Origin of the sequence: Bradyrhizobium sp. HKCCYLRH2047, assembly GCF_051168175.1 — a bacterium.
Lineage (GTDB): Bacteria > Pseudomonadota > Alphaproteobacteria > Rhizobiales > Xanthobacteraceae > Bradyrhizobium.
Genome location: NZ_JBNPUM010000011.1, coordinates 171,812 through 189,569 on the forward strand (window position 1 = coordinate 171,812; position 17,758 = coordinate 189,569).

Consider the following 17,758-nt stretch of genomic DNA (forward strand, 5'->3'; position numbering starts at 1 on the left):
TCCGCTCGGCCTGACGCAGGAAATGTCTAGCATGATTTACAGTATGGGTGTAAGTTGAAATTTACATAGGCGAGGACCGGCATAGGCCTCGCGGCAGGGGAGGCTGGCATGGACGTGATGGCCCGGATCGAGAAATCCCTCGTCACAGCGGTCGCTCTGGCCGATCGGCCCGGATGCCCGCCGCGCCTCTCGGCCGCCATGCAGGCCGCGGTGTTTCCCAAGGGGGCGCGGGTTCGTCCGCGGCTCTGTCATGCGGTGGCCAGCGCCTGCGGCGACGACGAGCCGGCCGCGACCGATGCGGCGGGATCCGCGATCGAGCTGCTGCACTGCGCCTCGCTGGTGCATGACGATCTGCCGTGCTTCGACAACGCGGCGCTGCGACGCGGGCGGCCCTCGGTGCATGCCGCGTTCGGCGAGCCGCTCGCGGTGCTCGCGGGCGATGCGCTGATCGTGCTCGCATTCCAGACGCTCGCCAAGTCGCGCTGCTCGCCGCTGCGGCTGGCGCAGCTGATCGCGACCATCGGCGATGCCGTCGGCGTGCCGCATGGCATCTCGGCCGGGCAAGCCTGGGAGTGCGAGCCGCAGATCGACCTGTCGCGCTATCACCGCTCCAAGACGGGCGCGCTGTTTGCGGCGGCCACTGTGTCGGGCGCCGCTGCAGCGGGGCATGAGAATCCGGAGGCGTGGCGCACGCTGGGCGAGACCATCGGCGAGGCCTATCAGGTCGCCGACGACATCCACGATGCCGCCAGCGATGAAGAGGAGGCGGGCAAGCCCGTCGGCCAGGACGCCGCGCATGGCCGGCCCAACGCTGTGCTGATCTATGGGCTCACCGGCGCCGTCAGCTATCTGCACGATCTCGTCGCCGACGGCATCCGCACCATGCCGCCCTGCGCCCACGCGCACGAGCTGCGCATGCTCATGGAGCAGGAAGCCAAGCGCCTGGTGCCGCGCCGCCTCGCGGCGTCGGCGGCGTGATGTTTCGGCCGCGTTGAATGGCAACGCTCGCGCCGCGCGCACAGTGCCCACCCTCCCCTGGAGGGGGAGGGGCGCCGAGCATGCGCGCAGCGGCATGCGCGGCGGGGTGGGGTGACGGACTGTCCGCGCCTGTGGTGCTGATGGCTTCGCGGGCGCCGGTGCCGGCAAACCTGATGTTGCCTCGACCCATCCTCACCTGTTTCCGGGCTCACCCCACCCCACCGCGCGCGTTGCGCGCGGTGACCCTCCCCCTTCAGGGGAGGGCAATCGCATGTGGAAATTCCGGGCTGTCGCGACGAACGATCCTGCAAGTTAGTTACTCCGTCATGCCCGGGCTTGTCCCGGGCATCCACGTCGTTCTCAGCATGCCGGCCGACGTGGATGGCCGGGACAAGCCCGGCCATGACGACGTGGAGAGAGACGAGCACAAAACGGCGATCGCCACATGCGATTGCCCTGCCCTCCAGGGGAGGGTGGGCAGTGGTGCGCGTCGATGCGCTATTGCCCGCCGACTGGAGCATTGATCCGTGTCGACCGTCGTCCGCCACGACACTCCGCCCCCGATCAGCCTCATTGATCGCTGGCGCGGCTGGCGCGACGCGCTGCTCGCGAGTGCGGCGTTCCAGCGCTGGGCGGCGGCGTTTCCGTTGACGCGGCCGATTGCGCGCAGGCGGGCGGCGGAGCTGTTCGACCTGTGCGCAGGGTTCGTCTATTCGCAGACGCTGGCGGCTTGCGTGCAGCTCGATCTGTTCGAGACGTTGCGCGCCGGGCCGTGCGATCTCGCGGCGCTGGCGTCGCGCGCGGTGGTGCCCGAGGCCGCGATGGAGAGCTTGTGCGAGGCGGCGAGCGCGCTGCAATTGCTCGAGCGTCGCGGTGCGGCGCGCTACGGGCTCGGGCCGCTCGGCGCGGCGCTGCTCGGCAATCCCGGCATCGCCGCCATGGTTCGACATCACGCCGCGCTGTATGCCGATCTCACCGATCCCGTGGCGCTGCTGCGCGGACAGGACCGCGAGCGCCGGCTCGCGCAGTACTGGCCGTATGCGCTGGACAAGACCGGCGATGCGCTGACACGCGACAGCGTCGCGCCCTACACGGCGCTGATGGCGGCGTCGCAGCCGATGATCGCGGACGTCGTCCTCGCAGCCTATCCCTTGAGTGGCCACCGTTGCCTGCTCGATGTCGGCGGTGGCGACGGCAGCTTCCTGACCGCCGCCGCGCGGGCTGCGCCGCAGCTGCAGCTCAAGCTGTTCGATCTGCCGGAGGTCGCCGCGATCGCGCAGGAGCGTCTCGCCAAGGCCGGGCTGGCCGATCGCGTCACGATCACGGCCGGCAGCTTCTACGACGATGCGCTCCCGACCGGCGCGGACGTGATCTCGCTGATTCGGGTCGTGCACGATCACGACGACGAGGCCGTGGCGCGGTTGCTCGCGAAGCTGCGCGCCGCGCTGCCTGACGATGGCGTGCTGCTGCTGGGCGAGCCGATGCGCGAGGCGGCCGGCGGCAGCGATGGCGTCAGCGCCTATTTCGAGATCTATCTGCGCGCGATGGGGCAGGGGCGGCCGCGCAGCCCCGCCCGCTTGCGCGAGCTGCTCCACGCGGCGGGTTTTTCGCAGGTGCGAGTGCTTCGCACCCGGATCCCGCTGATCGCCAGCGTGATTGTCGCGAAAAGCTGACACTCAAACTGTAAATATATATTGACACTCTCCATAGTCGGACTAACCTCACATCCGTAACTAAGCGGGCGTCGCCGGGGAGTTGGGCTATGGACGCGATCGCCGTCGTACTGGGGAGGCCGAGGGAGTTGTCGCTGCAACAGCTGCAGCTGGCGGATGCCCCGGACTGCCTGACCGTCGACATCGAATGGAGCGCGATCAGCACCGGCACCGAGCGGCTGCTGTACGAGGGACGGATGCCGTCCTTCCCGGGCATGGGCTATCCGCTCGTACCGGGCTACGAGGCGGTGGGCCGCGTCGCGCGCGCCGCGCCAAACTCCGGTTTTCGCAAGGGCGAGCGCGTGTTCGTGCCGGGCGCGGCGCGCTGCTTCGGCGAGGTCAGGAGCCTGTTTGGCGCCGCCGCCTCGCGTCTCAACGTTCCCGCACAGCGCCTTGTTGCGATCGATGAGACGACGGGCCAGCGCGGCGTGCTGCTGGCACTGGCGGCCACCGCCTATCATGCATTGTCGATCGGTGGTGACGGCCAGGCCGAATGCGTCGTCGGCCATGGCGTGCTCGGCCGTCTGCTGGCGCGGCTGATCGTGGCGATGGGCGGCGATCCGCCCGTGGTGTGGGAAAGCAATCCGGAGCGCGCCGTTGGTGCGACGGGCTATCGCGTCATCGATCCCTCAGAGGACAGCAGACCCGACTATCGGCTGATCTTCGATGCCAGCGGCGATGCCGGGCTGCTCGACAGCCTCATTGCTCGCCTGGCGCCACGTGGCGAGATCATCCTCGCCGGCTTCTACAGCGCGCCGCTCTCCTTCTCCTACCCGCCGGCCTTCATGCGCGAGGCGGCGATCCGCGTCGCCGCCGAATGGACGCACGAGGATCTGCTCGCGGTGCGCAATCTCATCGACACCGGTCGGCTGTCGCTGGACGGGCTGATCACGCACCACGCCGACGCCTTGTCCGCGGAGAGTGCCTACCAGACCGCGTTCGACGATCCCTCATGTCTCAAGATGGTCCTGGACTGGAGAGCTGCCGCATGAACGCCCCGACCAAGATCACCGCCAATCTTGCCGCGATGACGGATGCCTTGCGTGCCGAGGCCGCGATCGAGCCGGATGCGCCGGTGACGGCTGCGCCGAAGAAGGCCACGCAGATCATCGCGATCTACGGCAAGGGCGGCATCGGCAAGAGCTTCACGCTCGCCAACCTGTCCTACATGATGGCGCAGCAGGGCAAGAAGGTGCTGCTGATCGGCTGCGATCCGAAGAGCGACACCACCTCGCTGCTGTTCGGCGGCCGGGCCTGCCCGACCATCCTCGAGACCTCGTCGAAGAAGAAGCTCGCCGGCGAGGAGGTCAAGATCGGCGACGTCTGCTTCAAGCGCGACGGCGTGTTCGCGATGGAGCTTGGCGGGCCCGAGGTCGGCCGCGGCTGCGGCGGACGCGGCATCATCCATGGCTTCGAGCTGATCGAGAAGCTCGGCTTCCACGATTGGGGCTTCGACTATGTGCTGCTGGACTTCCTCGGCGACGTCGTCTGCGGCGGCTTCGGCCTGCCGATCGCGCGCGACATGTGCCAGAAGGTGATCATCGTCGGCTCCAACGACCTGCAGTCGCTCTACGTCGCCAACAATGTCTGCTCGGCGGTCGAGTATTTCCGCAAGCTCGGTGGCAATGTCGGCGTCGCCGGCATCGTCATCAACAAGGACGACGGCACCGGCGAGGCTGCGGCGTTCGCGGAAGCCGCCGGCATTCCGGTGCTGGCCTCGATCCCGGCCGACGACGACATCCGCCGCAAGAGCGCGAGCTATCAGATCATCGGCCGCCCCGGCACGCCCTGGGCGGCGCTGTTTGAGCACCTCGCCCAGAACGTCGCCGAGGCGCCGCCGCGGCATCCGCATCCGCTGACGCATGACGGTCTTCTCGGGCTGTTCAAGGCCTCGGAGGTCGGGCGCGACGTGGTGCTGGAGCAGGCGACGCTCGAGGACATGTGCGGCAGCACCGCGGTGGCCAAGCCGTCGCTCGAAGTGATCTACGACAGCGTGTGATGGGATCGGTCGGCGAGCGGAATGTAATGCAATGAGCGATCCTGTGGTCCATCAGGCAATCAGCGCGCAGAGCGGCGCAGCGGCAGCTCTTCTGCCGGCGCAGCCCGAGGCGCTCGGCTGCCACGCCGGCAAGGCCGAGTTCAAGCGTGCGGCCGATGCCGCCGGCAAGAGCGAGGTGCTGGCGCGCTACGCGGCCGACTATCCGGCCGGGCCGCACGACCAGCCGCAGAGCATGTGCCCGGCGTTCGGCTCGCTGCGCGTGGGCCTGCGCATGCGGCGCACCGCGACGGTGCTGTCGGGCTCGGCCTGCTGCGTTTATGGCCTCACCTTCACATCGCACTTCTACGGCGCGCGGCGCAGCGTCGGCTACGTCCCGTTCAATTCCGAGACGCTGGTCACCGGCAAGCTGTTCGAGGACATCCGCGAGGCCGTGTTCAAGCTGGCGGACCCCGCCAACTACGACTGCGTCGTCATCATCAATCTCTGCGTGCCCACCGCGTCGGGCGTGCCGCTGCAGATTCTCCCGAAGGAGATCAACGGCGTCCGCGTCATCGGCATCGACGTGCCCGGGTTTGGCGTGCCGACCCATGCCGAGGCCAAGGACGTGCTCGCCGGCGCGATGCTGAGCTACGCGCGCCGCGAGGCGGAGCAGGGTCCGGTGCAGGCGCCACGCGTGCCGCGCGGCGATCGGCCGACCATCGCGCTGCTAGGTGAGATGTTTCCGGCCGATCCCGTCGGCATCGGCATGATGCTGGCGCCGCTTGGTCTCGCCGCGGGTCCCGCGGTGCCGACGCGCGAATGGCGCGAGCTGTATGGCGCGTTGGACTGCGCGGCCGTGGCGGCGATCCATCCGTTCTACACGGCCTCGATCCGTGAGTTCGAGGCGGCGGGCCGCCCGATCATCGGCTCGGCGCCGGTCGGCTGGGATGGCACGGCGGAGTGGCTGGAGGCCGTTGGCGCGGTCTGCGGCGTCGGGCGCGCGCAGATCGATGCGGCCAAGAACGCGGTGCTGCCGGCGATCCGCGGCGCGCTTACGGCGACTCCGATCCGCGGCCGGATCACGCTGTCGGGCTATGAGGGATCGGAGCTGCTGGTCGGGCGTCTGCTGGTCGAGAGCGGCGCCGACCTGCGCTATGTCGGCACGGCCTGTCCGCGCACGCGCTGGTCGGAGGCCGACTGTGCCTGGCTCGAGAGCCGCGGCGTGCGCGTGCAGTACCGCGCCTCGCTGGAGCAGGATCTCACGGCGGTCGATGAGTTCGCGCCGGATCTTGCGATCGGCACCACGCCGGTCGTGCAGAAGGCCAAGGCGCGCGCGATCCCGTCGCTCTACTTCACCAATCTCATTTCGGCGCGGCCGCTGTTCGGCGTCTCCGGCGCCGGCTCGCTGGCGCAGGTCGTCAACGCGGCGATCTCAGGCAAGGCCCGCTTCGACGAGATGCGCGACTTCTTCGAAGGCGTCGGTGAGGGCGACACCGCGGGCGTGTGGCAGGGCACCCCTGTCGCGCGTCCCGACTTCCGCGACAAGTACCGCAAGGCGGTCGCGGCGCAGGCCAAGGCGCGCAAGTCCGAGGAGATGGTGTGATGCTGATCCTCGACCACGATCGCGCCGGCGGCTATTGGGGGGCGGTCTACGCGTTCACCGCGATCAAGGGCCTGCAGGTCATCATCGACGGCCCCGTGGGCTGCGAGAACCTGCCGGTGACCTCGGTGCTGCACTACACCGACGGCCTGCCGCCGCATGAGCTGCCGATCGTCGTGACGGGGTTAGGCGAGGACGAGCTCGGCCAGAAGGGCACCGAGCAGGCGATGAAGCGCGCCCGCGCCGCGCTCGATCCCGACCTGCCGGCGGTGGTCGTCACCGGCTCGATCGCCGAGATGATTGGCGGTGGCGTCACGCCCGAAGGCTCCAACATCAAGCGCTTCCTGCCGCGCACCATCGACGAGGACCAGTGGCAGAGCGCCAACCGCGCGTTGAGCTGGCTGTGGAGCGAATACGGCCCACGCCGGATTCCTGAGCGCAAGCCGCGCGCCGACGGCGAGAAGCCCAGGGTCAACATCATCGGGCCGATCTACGGCACCTTCAACATGCCGTCGGATGTCGCCGAGATCCGCCGCCTGGTCGAAGGCATCGGCGCCGAGATCAACATGGTGTTCCCGCTCGGCAGCCATCTCGCCGACGTGCCGAAGCTGGTCAATGCCGACGTCAACATCTGCATGTACCGCGAGTTCGGTCGCCTGCTGTGCGAGACGCTGGAGCGGCCTTATCTGCAGGCGCCGATCGGGCTGCATTCGACGACGAAATTCCTGCGCTCGCTGGGCGAGATGCTCGGCCTCGATCCCGAGCCGTTCATCACCCGGGAGAAGCATACGACGATCAAGCCGCTGTGGGATCTGTGGCGCTCGGTGACGCAGGACTTCTTCGGCACCGCGAGCTTCGGCATCGTCGCCTCTGAGACCTACGCACGCGGCCTGCGCAATTTCCTGGAGATGGAGCTCGGGCTGCCCTGCAGCTTTGCCATCTCGCGCTGTGCCGGCGCCAAGACCGATAATGACGCCATCCGCAAGGCCATCCACGAGCGGCCGCCGCTGGTGCTGTTCGGCAGCTATAACGAACGCATGTATGCGGCGGAAGCCGGCAACCGGTCGATCTACATCCCGGCCTCGTTCCCAGGCACGGTGATCCGGCGCCACACCGGCACGCCGTTCATGGGCTATGCGGGGGCGACCTACGTCGTGCAGGAGGTCTGCAACGCGCTGTTCGATGCGCTGTTCAATATCCTGCCGCTCGCAACCCAGCTCGACCAGATCGCGGCGACGCCGGCGCGGCTCGAGCGTGAGCTGCCATGGGATGACGGGGCCAAGCTCGCGCTCGACCAGATCATCGAGACCCAGCCGGTGCTGGTGCGGATCTCGGCGGCCAAGCGGCTGCGCGACGCCGCCGAGCGCGGTGCGCGCCAGGCCGGACTCGACAAGGTGACGGAGGACGTTCTCGCGCATGCGCGGTCGCAGCTCGCAACGGGCCAGGCCGCGTAGGCGCGGGGATAGCGGAGAGGGAGAGGACGATGTCGTTATACGAACGCATGGATCGTGACGTCGCACCGAGATCGCGCGAGCGCATCGACTATCTCCTGGTCTACGCGATGTGCTTCGCCGTGCTGATGGTCGAGGGCGTGCTGCGCCGGATCGGCTCCATCATCACCGGCCACCGGCCCGCGCCGCTCGGCGCGATCGTCGGTGAAGCAAGGATCAAGGCCGCGAACTGCGCGACCTCGTCCTTCATGGGACTTTAAGTTCGAGAGCGGTCAGTGCGCTCTCTGGGTTCGCAAGGAGTTCGTGCGGCTCGCCGCACGGATGTCATCCCGGCGACGGGATGACACTTCGACGCCGCTCATCTCGGTGGGCGGCATCCGGCCGAAAGGCCAACACCAGGAGGTACCACTATGGTGGACGTACCAAACAAGGGAGGCTCTCTGTCGGGGCTGACCGAAGCGGAGGCGAGGGAATTCCATAGCATCTTCATGACGAGCTTTGTGGTCTTCACGGCGGTTGCGATCGTCGCCCACATTCTCGCCTGGATGTGGCGTCCCTGGCTGCCCGGGCCGACTGGCTACAAGGCGGCGATGGATGGGGCAGCCCACTACGCCACTCTCGCGCTCTCCTACCTGACCTGATCGAAAGGAGAAAACTATGTGGCGCTTGTGGTTGTTGTTCGATCCCCGCAGGGTTCTCGTGGCTCTCGGCGTGTTCCTGTTCGGACTGGCATTGGTGATTCACTTCATCCTGCTCAGCACCAACCGGTTCAACTGGCTGGAGGGGCCGCGTGCAGCGAAGACGTCGTCGATCTCCGATCCGGCAACGCCGGTGAAGCTCAGCTAGCAGCTCGACGACCAGAGGGAAGCGGACGGGCGACGGCGGCAGACCCCGTTCGCCCGCTTCCCAAATCCTCTCGTCCAACGAATTCACGACACGACACGTAGCATATCGCGCGACGGGCAGCGGAGGCAGGACCGATGGCAATGCTCAGCTTTGAACGAAAATACCGCGTCCGCGGCGGCACGTTGATCGGCGGCGACCTCTTCGATTTCTGGGTCGGACCGTTCTACGTCGGCTTCTTCGGCGTGACGACGATCTTCTTCACCTTCGTCGGCGTGGCGCTGATCCTCTACGCCACGGCGCTCGGACCGACGTGGAATCTCTGGCAGATCAGCATCAACCCGCCCGATGCCAAATACGGGCTGTCGTTCGCGCCGCTCACCGAGGGCGGCTTCTGGCAGCTCATCACGGTGTGTGCGCTCGGCGCCTTCGTCTCATGGGCGCTGCGCGAGGTCGAGATCTGCCGCAAGCTCGCGATCGGCTATCACGTGCCTTTCGCCTTCGGCTTTGCGATCTTCGCCTATTTCACGCTGGAGGTGATCCGGCCGGTGCTGATGGGCTCATGGAGCTACGCCTTCCCCTACGGCATCATCACCCACCTCGATTGGGTGTCGAACACCGGCTATCAGTTCGGCAACTTCCACTACAATCCTGCGCACATGATCGCGATCACGTTCTTCTTCACGACGTGTCTCGCGCTCGCGCTGCACGGCTCGCTGATCCTGTCGGCCGCCAACCCGGGCAAGGGCCAGGAGATGAAGTCGCCGGAGCATGAAAACACCATGTTCCGCGATCTCCTCGGCTACTCCATCGGCACGCTCGGCATCCATCGCCTCGGTCTGTTCCTGGCGCTGTCGGCGGTGTTCTTCAGCGCCGTCTGCATCGTCATCTCCGGTCCCGCCTGGCTGATGCCGGAAGGCAATGCCTGGTCGGACTGGTGGGACTGGTGGCGCCACGTCCCGATCTGGTCGCCGCCGCAATGAGTTCAAGGAGAGGTCGTCATGGCCCAATACCAGAACATCTTCACGCAGATCCAAGTTCGTAGTGCGATCTATCCGGGTATCCCGATCGAGCCCGGCGTCTGGGAGCGGATCGGCAAGGGCAGCTTCAACTATTGGTTCGGCAAGCTCGGCGATGCCCAGGTCGGCCCGGTCTATCTCGGCTTTCTCGGCCTCGCGTCGCTGATGTCGGGCTTCGTTGCGATCGAGATCATCGGTCTCAACATGCTGGCATCGGTGAACTGGAGCCCGCTCGAGTTCATCCGCCAGTTCCCGTGGCTGGCCCTGCAGCCGCCGGCGCCGGAATACGGCCTGCAGATCTTCCCGCCGCTGCAGGAGGGCGGCTGGTGGCTGATGGCCGGCTTCTTCCTGACGACGTCGATCCTGCTGTGGTGGGCGCGCACCTATCGCCGCGCCCGCGCGCTCGGTCTCGGCACGCATGTGTCGTGGGCGTTCGCGTCGGCAATCTGGCTCTATCTGGTGCTCGGCTTCATCCGGCCGATCTTCATGGGGAGCTGGAGCGAGGCGGTGCCGTTCGGCATCTTCCCGCACCTCGACTGGACCAACAACTTCTCCATCACCCACGGCAACCTGTTCTACAATCCGTTCCACATGCTCTCGATCGCCTTCCTGTACGGGTCGGCGCTGCTGTTCGCGATGCATGGCGCGACGGTGCTGGCGATCAGCCGCTACGGCGGCGAGCGTGAGCTCGAGCAGATCGTCGACCGCGGCACGGCCTTCGAACGTGGTGCGCTGTTCTGGCGCTGGACCATGGGCTTCAATGCGACGGCCGAGTCGATCCATCGCTGGGCCTGGTGGTTCGCCGTGCTTTGCACCTTGACCGGGGGCATCGGTATCCTACTGTCGGGCACGGTCGTCGACAATTGGTTCGACTGGGGCGTGAAACACGGGCTGGCGCCGCCGCGCTGAGTCCTGCAGGTCGAGAGATGTTGGACAGAGTTGAACAGATCGATATGGCCGGGCGCAGCACGCGTCCGGCCAGTCTTTTGCAAGCGATGCGGGAGCGGACCAAGACGCTCCACGTCACCGCGGAGCGGACCGGCATCGTGGCCGAGCTGTTGCGGGGGCGCGGCACGCGACAGGCCTACGCGTTGTTGTTGCGCAATCTGCTGCCGGTCTACGAGACGCTCGAAGCGGAGCTGCTCCGCCATCAGGGGACGCCAGTGATGGGTCGCATCGTGCGGCTGGAGCTGCATCGCAGTGCTGCGATCAAGGCCGATCTGGCACAGCTTGATGCCGGCGATCTGCCGCTGCTGCCCGAGGCCATCGCCTATGCCGGTACGATCGGCGAAGCGGGATCGGGAGCGGGGCACGCGCTACTGGGGCACGCTTATACGCGCTATCTCGGTGATCTCAGCGGCGGCCAGATCATCAAGCGCATTCTTGCGCGATCGCTGGATCTGGGTGCCCAGATGTTGTCGTTCTATGAGTTTCCGGACATCACCGACATTGCGCACTTCAAGGATGAATATCGCGCCGCACTAGAACAGGCGGGCGCCGCGATATCGGACCATAGTGCCATCGTCGAAGAGGCGGCCCTGGCGTTTACGCGGAACATCGCGCTGTCGGAGGCTCTGCAGGCCGTCGGCTTCGGAGCTTGAAATTGAGGCGCCGTGCTCTCTTCATGGGTCCTGCAGGCCCGCGCGGGCTCGGCAACATCACGCCGGATCAGCACTTCCTCGAATTACGCCCCCGCGTGATTGCGAGCGGTCTGATTGATTCAGCACCAGGGAAGTGGTCGCTCCCCGGATCCAGAACTACAAGACGTCTTTCCGAGCTGATCGAAGAAGCCACGGAGGCCAGCATCTCGAAGCGGCAGACCCTCGCCGAGGAGGGCGCACTCCAATTTCCTCTTTACCTGCGTCATTTCTTCTTGGCCCCGAATGGCGTTTGCGTCGGGGCCATATACGAAACCTACCAATGAGAACGCCGTAAGTGGAGTTATGATTTATTCCGCACTTTCGCCACGCGACGCTGGGGCAGCGCGCTCCGGACGAACTCGTTGAATGCTTGGGAAAGGAGTCGTCGCCGTTCCGCCCAGAACTCTGTAGCATGATCTATAGCCCAAAGCGAAGCATCGGTAGGAACGCATTGGCTGTCCAAAACGTCACGCTTCAGCCGCTTTAAATAAACTTCGGGACCTGCTTGGCCGATCGACTTATTTACGTCACCGTTGATGAAGGCGATGTTCGCAATGACGTCGGCATCGGAGCGGTGTTTCTCAGGGAATTGAGCACGGGGAAGAATGTGATGACGGTCTATGTCATCGTGCAACAGCACCTTCGCGCCCGTATAGAAATCCAAGATGCCGCATTGCATGCACGCTATGTACACAGCCAGAAGTCCGCTTCGATCATTGATCGCTCCAGAAAAGTCGTTTGGGTGCGCAACGAGCGATGGTCGTAGCTGCCGTAAATTCTTAAGCAGCGCGCCGACCGGATCTTCGGCGCGGCAGGCCCGGAGATCCTGATCTAGCGCAGATTCAGCGGAGCCGCTGTACCGATGCAAGAGGGCAGCGACTGCGAGCCATCCAATCAGGGCGCGAGCATCACGTGTCTTCGGCTTCATAATAGCGCACAAAGCAATCAAGGGAACCAGCAGAGCACCGGACCAAAGGATATCCATGTTGACGAGACCGAGTTCGCTGCGAATGAGACTTATGGCGAGCTCGGTCGCTCGCTCCGTCCGCTTCCATGCCGCATGAACTTCGTTGCGTTCGAGCTCATGTAAGGGAGTTCGGTTTCGTCCATCAGGTTTGGCAACAAACGCACACGCTCGAAACAGATGCATCACGCTGAGGCGCGTGAAACCCTGTTTTTTCAGGCGATCAATGAATGGCGCTACCTCCTCGGCGATAAAGCCAGAGTGCCTTGCCGCAATCTGAGCACTTTCGATGTCGTGCTTTCTGAGCTTCACGCCGAGAGTATTGATCCGATTGAATGCGAGCACGGCATCGTCAAAGCTGTGGTTTACCATACTGACAAGCGGCACCTCATATTCCAGGATAAGTCGGACTTTTTCGAAGCTCGCCTCCCGTCTATCCGCTATCCGACCGCCGTTCATCCCTCGGCGGATCTCGCGGTAGCGCTGATTGTCTAGCAGTTCTGCTACACGAAACCAGTTTCGGTCGTTGCGCGTAGCGGCATTCGCGAGAATGAACTCGTCCTCATCCGGGTTGAAGACGACGTCAATGCCTTCGTCTCCATTCATTACGCGCGACAGTGTGATCACGCGCTGCTGGCCGTCAATCAGCCAGCTCATGTGTGTCCCACGCGTTGGTCGGGGGTCGCTGCGCCTGGCACGTACCTCCTCCGTGCTTTGCCACAAGAGGAGCGACGAGATCGGGAAGCCGCGATACAGCGAATCGATCAAGAACGGTGCACGGCCCCGCTTCCAAACATACTCGCGCTGGAACTCAGGAATAACAATCCGACCGCTCCGATATGCATCCACAAGCTGATTCACCTTGATCGTGTCGGGCTTCAATTGGGGTTCCAGCATTTTCGTCCTCAAGGCTCTGCGTCGCGATGACCGGCGTGCGCCAAGGCCGTTTGCTTTTCCGCAAGGCGCTGACGCCGTGGAAATAAATGAGACCGCTCGCCGCTCTCGGATGGAGCGGCATTGACCGCTGCCCTCACCTCCCCGGCTCGGATTTGATCGCCAAAGGATATCCGATGTAGCCGCGCAAGGAAGGGTTGTTGATTGAACGTGAACAGAAAAATTTGTCGGGCTTGTTGCAGATCTTGCTCAGAGGCGAAATACGAGGTCTCACTCCTCGCTCTGCGAGCGATACCACACCAGGTGCTCCAGGATCTCCAGCGTCCGCGTCGTCGAATTGCGGATGCTCTCCAGCATCTCCGGCATGCTGCCGGCCTGCGCGCCGTGCGTCACCTCCAGCGCGGCGAGCTGCGCGTTCTCGACGGTGGACGCGGCGAGCTCCTTGTAGATCAGGCTTGCACTCTGATCGAGCCGCAGGGTCGGGCGGCGGGCGCCGTCGATCTCTTCCTGGAAGCGCGCCCGGGCCGCCTCGGCGGTCTTGCGCTCGGTCAAGTCCGAGAAGATCAGCACGAAGCCGAGCACGCGATCATACGGCGCGATCACCGGGTCGGCGCGCACCATCAACGGCCGTTGCGGCGAGGCGCCGCCGGTCAGCGTCAGCTCGCCGCGCCAGCTGCGCTTGTTGCGCATGAGGTCGTCGAGATTGGCGCGGAATTCCGCCGGCGCCGTGCAGTAGCTGCCGAGATCGCGCAGATACGGGATGTGCGGATGCGAGGCGCGCAGCTGCTGCTCGAATGCTTCGTTCATCAGCAGGATGCGGCCCTCGACATCGGCGATGATGACCGGCTGCTCCGAGCGCAGCACCTGGGCGCTGATCGTGGCGAGCTGGTCCTGCGCGATCACCATGCGCACCGAACGCAGCTGCAGCGCCACGTCGGCGACCGTCTCGCTGACGACGCGGGCGGAGGCGAGCTCGGCGCTCGACCAGGGCTCGGACTTGCCTTCGACCAGCTGATGCCATTTCGCAAACGAGCGCCGCGGCGACAGATCCGACGGATCGTCGCCGATGATGACGGCCTTGAGCGGGTCGCCGCCCCAGGTCACCGTCCGCACCTGCTCCGGCCGGAACCACAACAGATACTCGCCCTCGCTCGCCGACAGCGGTGCGGCGATCAGGCCGCTGGCGATCGAGCGGATGTCGGCAAAGGACGGTTCGTCGAGCGTCAGCGAGCTGGTCGCCGTCAAGCCCTCGGGGGCTGCTCCCGGCGTGTTGCGCCGGCGATCGAGCCAGGCGGCGAGATCGCGGATGCGCTGCGTCGACGGGACGTCGCCGGCGGTCGTGACCTGGCCCTCGAACAGCAGCGCCGCGCCGCTCGCACCAAGCGGCTGCAGCAGCGACTGCGAGCCGTCGAACAGCGCCGCCTGCCATTCGCCGTCGCGCGACACCGCTTCGACCAGCCGCTGCTCCAGCCGGCGCACGACCAGCTCGGACTGGCTTTGGGCAAAGCTCTCCAGCGCCGCGATCCGGATCGCGCAGGTCTCGGCCAGCGCCTCGCCTGCCGCGCGAATGTCGAACGGCACGAAGCGCGGCTCATAGTGATGGCAGGCGATCAGTCCCCACAGCCTTCCGCTGACTATCAGCGAGCACACCAGCGTCGCGCCGACGCCCATGTTCTGCAGGTATTTCTGGTGGATCGGCGACATGCTGCGCAGGCAGCTCAGGGACATGTCGAGGTCGCGGCCGTTGAGCGGCGAGATGCGCGGCTGCAGCGGCACTGGCGTGTAGTTGACGTCGACCAGGAGGCGCACGCGGTTGCGCTCGTAGAGCCGGCGCGCGATCTGCGGAATGTCGGATGCCGGATAGCGGTTGCCGAGAAAGGCCTCCAGATCCGGCCGCCGCCGCTCCGACAAGACCTCGCCATGGCCGTCCTCGTCGAAGCGATAGACCATGACGCGGTCGTAGCCGGCGATCTCCCTGAAGATGTTCGCCGTCTCGTCGCACAGGCCGAGCAACGATGAGGCCGAGGTGATGCGGTGGAAGGCGCTGTCGAGCGCAGGCGCGATGTTGGTCGTCTTCGTCGCCGGCTCCAGCTCGACGATCAGCCCGCCATTCGAGGGTCGGTGAAGCGTGCAGTCGACCCGGCGCGGCGGCGCCCCGGCGGTGCATCGCAGGGTCATCGGAGCCAGATGGAGGGGGCTGTTGAGATGCGGCAGGATCTGCAGGGCCAGGTCGCCGCCAAGATCGCGCAAGGGACGGCCGACCACGGAGCCGGTGTTGAGGAAGACGGCCGCATTGGTGCTGGCCTGGATGACGATGTTGTCGGGCTCCTTGACCGCCAGGAGAATGCCGTGCGGCTGGATCGAGCCTGCGAGATGAATCTGTTCACGCTCGCAATCCGCAAGAGTAGCGTGGCCGAAGGCCGGCGTTGTCAGCGGAACGGGCAACTATCTCCCCTTTTCGGTTTCCTCGTCGCTTTCTTCGAGTTGGCTCAGATTATACCGATCGAGCTTGGCGTAAAGACTCTGGCGGCTGAGGCCGAGAATTTCGGCAGCCGACGTCCGGTTCCCGTTGGCGAGCTCGAGCGCAGCGCGGACGTAATGCTGCTCGACGACTTCGACCGTGCTCCTCACCAGGTCGCGCAACGGTGTCTTGCCGACGGATTCATTGAGGCCCGCGAGGGCGACCCGCAGATTGTCATGCTCCGCCGCGGGCGACAACCGCCTGGCGATGTTGCGCAACACCAGGCCGATCCGGCGCTGGCCGTCGAGGCCATGGGCGGCAGCCGAGATCTCGACCTCGGTCTCGGTCCCGAGCTCGCCCTGGATCGTGGTCGACAGCAGCCGGACGGCTCCATGGCGCTCGACGTTGGAGATCAGCACCGAAAGGTCGGCGCCGGGGCGCGTCAGCCACCGGCTCAGCTTCTCATCGATCAGCGCCTCTTTCGATCCGACCTCGACCAGCTCCAGGAAGGCCCGATTGGCCCGCTTGATGGCACCGGTGCCATCGATGCTGATGACGGCATCGGGAAGATTGTCGATCAGCGCTTCGGGATCGTCGGGGAGCGGGCCCGGCTGCGCGGCCTTGCCGATCGGCGCCATCTGCAGCAGGAACATCGGCGCGGTCTCGCTGGTCATCAGCGACCCCCGGAGCATCCAGGGTGCGGTGTCGTGGCCGAGGTGAATCACGATGCCCGGCGCCTTGCCCTGGTCGCGGACGCGCCTCAGCATCAGCTCTACCGGCTCGCGATCCTTTTGCGGGATCTCCTGCAGGAACTCGCGGCCCACCAGATTGTCCCGGCGACGGCTTGAAACGCCGAGCGCGGCCGCCGCCGTCCGATTCGCTTCGACGATGCGCAGATCTGACACCTTCGTCAGCAGCACAGCCTCGTTGGAGTCCTCGATGACCAGGCGGTAGCGCGTCTCGATCTCGCGCAGCTTCCAGTAGTCGCGCTCGATGGTCTGCTGGGCCGAGATCAGCCGGGCCTGGAGCTCCGCGACCGCCTGCAGATTCTTGCCGATCGCCAGCATGCCGGCCCGGCCGCCGAGCAGCACGGTCGTGAATTCCATCGGCAGCTCGAGACCGCTCGGGAACCGCTGCGTGATCTGCCGGAACGCGGAAATGCCGGTCCGCTTGGTGTCCTGCATGATGCGCTCGATCTTCTCGCTCGCATCATCGACGATCTCGGACCAGGGACGGCCGAGCCAGATGTCGACATTCTCGGCTGACATGTTCGGCGACAGCGTCGCCTCACGGATCACGCCGTCCATGTCCAGCAGCAATGTCACGTCGGGTCGTGGACCGTGAAACTCGGCCATGGTCTTGGCACCCGTTATCTTTGGCACCCTCTTGAGACGCTCGGGGGATCGCGGCCAGTTCATTTGGCGCGCATTTTGAAGGTGTTGCGCCCCATCCCGCTAACGTATTGAGAGTCTTGAGAATGTCGTTAGCCCATGCAGGGCGCTCGCTGTCAAGGCTTATTTCAGAGCATCCTTCTTTCGTTGGTATCCCTGCGCCTATTGCATGTTCGAGCTGCGACTTATTCGCTCACTTTCGCCTGAACCAGGCATGACAAGATCACGTGACACTGTTACCTGTAAGGAGCAAATCACATGGGCTAACAAAAACGACGCATCGGGAGGTCGCATATGCTTCGATCGGGTTTGGTTGCAGCGGTCATGACTGCCATGTCGGCGGGCGCCGCGTTCGCGTTGGACGGCGGGGACGCTGCCAAGGGCGAGCAGGTCTTCAAGCAGTGCATGACGTGCCACCGGATCGGACCGGAGGCGAAGAACGCCGTCGGTCCGGTACTCACCGGCGTCGTCGGCCGGCCCACCGGGACCTATCCGGGCTTTGCCTATTCGGAGCTGAACAAGCATGCCGGCGAGGCGGGGCTCGTCTGGACCGAGGACAATATCTTCGCATACCTCCCGGATCCCAACGCCTTCCTGAAGAAGTTCCTCACCGACAAGGGCAAGGCGGATCAGGCGACCGGCTCGACCAAGATGGTGTTCAAGCTCGCCAACGAGCAGCAGCGCAAGGACGTCATCGCGTATCTGAAGACGTTCTCTGAGAAGAAGTGAGCGGCGTCGGTACCGCGCTCAGGTTCTGAGCGGTTGCCCGCGCACCTTCCGCACGCACCCGTGTCGTCCCGGCGAACGCCGGGACCCATACCGCGTGA

16 protein-coding genes are annotated in these 17,758 nt (G+C 65.5%); 13 read left to right on the forward strand and 3 right to left on the reverse strand.

Annotated features, from left to right (window positions below):
• Nucleotides 1-108 precede the first annotated feature (108 nt).
• The 12 genes from ACQR1D_RS25170 (at nucleotide 109) to ACQR1D_RS25225 (ending at nucleotide 11,182) form a co-directional block, all read left to right on the forward strand.
• Nucleotides 109-978 carry a polyprenyl synthetase family protein gene (locus ACQR1D_RS25170; protein ID WP_434840075.1) on the forward strand — a complete coding sequence of 290 codons (870 nt, stop codon included), beginning with the start codon at nucleotides 109-111 and terminating at the stop codon, nucleotides 976-978.
• A 527-nt stretch (nucleotides 979-1,505) separates the two neighbouring features.
• Nucleotides 1,506-2,651 (forward strand): methyltransferase, encoded by a 1,146-nt coding sequence (locus ACQR1D_RS25175; protein ID WP_316237530.1) that lies wholly within the window; start codon nucleotides 1,506-1,508, stop codon nucleotides 2,649-2,651.
• Between the two features lie 89 nt (nucleotides 2,652-2,740).
• The gene (gene bchC / locus ACQR1D_RS25180) at nucleotides 2,741-3,682 is read left to right on the forward strand and encodes a chlorophyll synthesis pathway protein BchC (protein ID WP_434840076.1); all 942 of its coding nucleotides are present in this window, start codon (nucleotides 2,741-2,743) and stop codon (nucleotides 3,680-3,682) included.
• Nucleotides 3,679-4,689 carry a chlorophyllide a reductase iron protein subunit X gene (locus tag ACQR1D_RS25185; protein WP_315803440.1) on the forward strand — a complete coding sequence of 337 codons (1,011 nt, stop codon included), beginning with the start codon at nucleotides 3,679-3,681 and terminating at the stop codon, nucleotides 4,687-4,689. Before bchC ends, ACQR1D_RS25185 begins: the two co-directional genes overlap by 4 nt.
• A gap of 31 nt (nucleotides 4,690-4,720) precedes the next feature.
• Nucleotides 4,721-6,271 (forward strand): chlorophyllide a reductase subunit Y, encoded by a 1,551-nt coding sequence (bchY, locus tag ACQR1D_RS25190; RefSeq protein WP_316237529.1) that lies wholly within the window; start codon nucleotides 4,721-4,723, stop codon nucleotides 6,269-6,271.
• Nucleotides 6,271-7,722, forward strand: a complete 1,452-nt coding sequence (gene bchZ / locus ACQR1D_RS25195; RefSeq protein WP_434840077.1) for a chlorophyllide a reductase subunit Z — start codon at nucleotides 6,271-6,273, stop codon at nucleotides 7,720-7,722. Before bchY ends, bchZ begins: the two co-directional genes overlap by 1 nt.
• A 29-nt stretch (nucleotides 7,723-7,751) precedes the next feature.
• Nucleotides 7,752-7,979, forward strand: a complete 228-nt coding sequence (locus tag ACQR1D_RS25200) for a hypothetical protein (protein ID WP_315803443.1) — start codon at nucleotides 7,752-7,754, stop codon at nucleotides 7,977-7,979.
• Nucleotides 7,980-8,129: 150 nt separating this feature from the next.
• A complete protein-coding gene (pufB, locus tag ACQR1D_RS25205) occupies nucleotides 8,130-8,360 on the forward strand; it encodes a light-harvesting antenna LH1, beta subunit (protein ID WP_315803444.1) in 231 nt (76 codons plus the stop codon).
• A 16-nt stretch (nucleotides 8,361-8,376) separates the two neighbouring features.
• Entirely contained in the window at nucleotides 8,377-8,565 is a 189-nt protein-coding gene (gene pufA, locus ACQR1D_RS25210; protein WP_315803445.1) for a light-harvesting antenna LH1, alpha subunit, read from the forward strand.
• A 134-nt stretch (nucleotides 8,566-8,699) separates the two neighbouring features.
• Nucleotides 8,700-9,545, forward strand: a complete 846-nt coding sequence (gene pufL, locus ACQR1D_RS25215; protein ID WP_315803446.1) for a photosynthetic reaction center subunit L — start codon at nucleotides 8,700-8,702, stop codon at nucleotides 9,543-9,545.
• Between the two features lie 18 nt (nucleotides 9,546-9,563).
• Nucleotides 9,564-10,490 carry a photosynthetic reaction center subunit M gene (gene pufM / locus ACQR1D_RS25220; RefSeq protein WP_315803447.1) on the forward strand — a complete coding sequence of 309 codons (927 nt, stop codon included), beginning with the start codon at nucleotides 9,564-9,566 and terminating at the stop codon, nucleotides 10,488-10,490.
• A 17-nt stretch (nucleotides 10,491-10,507) separates the two neighbouring features.
• Nucleotides 10,508-11,182 (forward strand): heme oxygenase (biliverdin-producing), encoded by a 675-nt coding sequence (locus tag ACQR1D_RS25225; protein WP_434840078.1) that lies wholly within the window; start codon nucleotides 10,508-10,510, stop codon nucleotides 11,180-11,182.
• Between the two features lie 340 nt (nucleotides 11,183-11,522).
• Here ACQR1D_RS25225 and ACQR1D_RS25230 read toward each other — a convergent pair whose 3' ends face one another.
• From ACQR1D_RS25230 to ppsR, 3 genes are all read right to left on the reverse strand, one after another.
• Nucleotides 11,523-13,082, reverse strand: coding sequence for a GmrSD restriction endonuclease domain-containing protein (locus tag ACQR1D_RS25230; RefSeq protein WP_434840079.1), 1,560 nt, complete (start codon nucleotides 13,080-13,082; stop codon nucleotides 11,523-11,525).
• Nucleotides 13,083-13,349: 267 nt separating this feature from the next.
• Nucleotides 13,350-15,524, reverse strand: a complete 2,175-nt coding sequence (locus tag ACQR1D_RS25235; protein ID WP_434840080.1) for a GAF domain-containing protein — start codon at nucleotides 15,522-15,524, stop codon at nucleotides 13,350-13,352.
• Complete coding sequence (ppsR, locus tag ACQR1D_RS25240; protein WP_315803450.1) at nucleotides 15,525-16,895, reverse strand: transcriptional regulator PpsR; 1,371 nt, start codon at nucleotides 16,893-16,895, stop codon at nucleotides 15,525-15,527.
• Between the two features lie 330 nt (nucleotides 16,896-17,225).
• On the opposite strand from ppsR, the gene ACQR1D_RS25245 reads away from it, so the two are divergent.
• Nucleotides 17,226-17,660, forward strand: a complete 435-nt coding sequence (locus tag ACQR1D_RS25245) for a c-type cytochrome (protein WP_315803451.1) — start codon at nucleotides 17,226-17,228, stop codon at nucleotides 17,658-17,660.
• Nucleotides 17,661-17,758: the final 98 nt, after the last annotated feature.

Excerpts from the sequence above, each read along its gene's own strand:
- pufB (WP_315803444.1), top strand. The coding sequence starts at position 8,130 with ATGGTGGACGTACCAAACAAGGGAGGCTCTCTGTCGGGGCTGACCGAA.
- bchY (WP_316237529.1), top strand. The coding sequence starts at position 4,721 with ATGAGCGATCCTGTGGTCCATCAGGCAATCAGCGCGCAGAGCGGCGCA.
- ACQR1D_RS25200 (WP_315803443.1), top strand. The coding sequence starts at position 7,752 with ATGTCGTTATACGAACGCATGGATCGTGACGTCGCACCGAGATCGCGC.
- pufL (WP_315803446.1), top strand. The coding sequence starts at position 8,700 with ATGGCAATGCTCAGCTTTGAACGAAAATACCGCGTCCGCGGCGGCACG.
- ACQR1D_RS25225 (WP_434840078.1), top strand. The coding sequence starts at position 10,508 with ATGTTGGACAGAGTTGAACAGATCGATATGGCCGGGCGCAGCACGCGT.
- bchZ (WP_434840077.1), top strand. The coding sequence starts at position 6,271 with ATGCTGATCCTCGACCACGATCGCGCCGGCGGCTATTGGGGGGCGGTC.
- pufA (WP_315803445.1), top strand. The coding sequence starts at position 8,377 with ATGTGGCGCTTGTGGTTGTTGTTCGATCCCCGCAGGGTTCTCGTGGCT.
- bchC (WP_434840076.1), top strand. The coding sequence starts at position 2,741 with ATGGACGCGATCGCCGTCGTACTGGGGAGGCCGAGGGAGTTGTCGCTG.
- ACQR1D_RS25245 (WP_315803451.1), top strand. The coding sequence starts at position 17,226 with ATGCTTCGATCGGGTTTGGTTGCAGCGGTCATGACTGCCATGTCGGCG.
- ppsR (WP_315803450.1), bottom strand. The coding sequence starts at position 16,895 with ATGGCCGAGTTTCACGGTCCACGACCCGACGTGACATTGCTGCTGGAC.
- ACQR1D_RS25185 (WP_315803440.1), top strand. The coding sequence starts at position 3,679 with ATGAACGCCCCGACCAAGATCACCGCCAATCTTGCCGCGATGACGGAT.
- pufM (WP_315803447.1), top strand. The coding sequence starts at position 9,564 with ATGGCCCAATACCAGAACATCTTCACGCAGATCCAAGTTCGTAGTGCG.
- ACQR1D_RS25170 (WP_434840075.1), top strand. The coding sequence starts at position 109 with ATGGACGTGATGGCCCGGATCGAGAAATCCCTCGTCACAGCGGTCGCT.
- ACQR1D_RS25230 (WP_434840079.1), bottom strand. The coding sequence starts at position 13,082 with ATGCTGGAACCCCAATTGAAGCCCGACACGATCAAGGTGAATCAGCTT.